1 protein-coding gene is annotated in these 1,256 nt (G+C 41.4%); it reads right to left on the bottom strand.

Annotation, left to right across the window (positions count from 1 at the left end; genetic code table 11):
• A partial coding sequence (locus AB5Z52_RS17180) for a hypothetical protein (RefSeq protein WP_368267155.1) occupies nucleotides 1-1,256 on the bottom strand: 1,256 nt, incomplete at both ends.

Below are 1,256 nucleotides of genomic sequence, written 5' to 3'. Positions count from 1 at the left end.
GATATGCGATGTCCAAGTGCAATGGCCTCATGGAAATACTTCTTATCATCCGTAGCCATTCCATATGATATCAAGGCTAATCCTTGACCGGCTAGTCCGCTATTAAGATCAAGATTTCGTGCCTCTTTCCAATGTTCACATGTGCTAAATAATAGTTCGTGAGCGGTTTTTGATTCCCCTAATTCAAGGGCGACTAATCCTATGCCGGATAGCCCCGTATATAATCCAAAGTCCGATTGATTGTTTTGCGTGAAACCATGAATCATGTCTTTCACCCATTGGACATCATCTGATTTGATAATTGAGCTGGCTCTATGCAAGCTCATTAGGATTCCCATCGCACCGGAGTTTACGTTGCTTGCTCCCCAAATAGAGCCTCGCGTTACATCACCGGGGTATAGTTTTCCCGGCAATCTATGACGTGTGTGGAAAATGCCATTAATAATATCGGTTTTTACTAATGATAGGGAATCGGAATGTGATAACGGATTCAAGGAAAAACGTGGCGTAAACTGTGTAATATGTGCATCTGGAGTTAATGGAACATCCGAAACTCCAGATGCACATGGGCAACGTGATTCAACATCCTTTAACAGATTTATATATTCGATGCCAAATTTTTCCGAAATATTATTCTTGACTCTGGGCCAATGATCTGGACTAAGCATGCAAATTGAGGTATTTGCATAGCATAGGCATGCAAGTACCCTTGAAACGGCAAACCAATCTGCTTCTTGGGCGGAGCAGCACAATGGGGGATGAAATCCCATAGCGTTATGCGCTGATATTTCCGTGGAGTCCAATGTACGCCCATCTTCAAAATCTATAAAGTGTATAGACATTGTTTTAGGATTAATCATTATGTTTCCTAAATGAATATCTCCATGAACATATCCAGTTCGGTGAATTTCTTTTACGGCATCGATAATCGATGTTGCGATTGTATTGATATCGCTTCTATATTGCATCAACTGATTAGTATGGCCATTTTCACATTGATAAGGATAGTTTTCCGATACCCAATGGTTCAGTGTGATTTCATCAAGCCATTCCATTTCAATGTAGCTATGTTCCCAGGCGTTAAACTTTCGATATGGTTTTGGTGCAATGCCGGTATCTTTAAGAAGATTGAGCATTCTCCATTCGATGGATAGTCTCTCAACAGCATCGCGTTGGCGTGCGTCTAGACCGGCATATGGTCTCGCTTCCTTTAAAAGGGCAATCTCATTCTTTTTATTGGTTGCACGATATACCCC

The sequence above is a fragment of the Enterococcus sp. RTP21361st1_A6_RTP21361_211029 genome, assembly GCF_040910045.1.
Lineage (GTDB): Bacteria > Bacillota > Bacilli > Lactobacillales > Enterococcaceae > Enterococcus_D > Enterococcus_D gallinarum.
The sequence above is the reverse complement of the archived record's forward strand: the minus strand, read 5'-3'. Positions and strand labels throughout refer to the sequence as shown.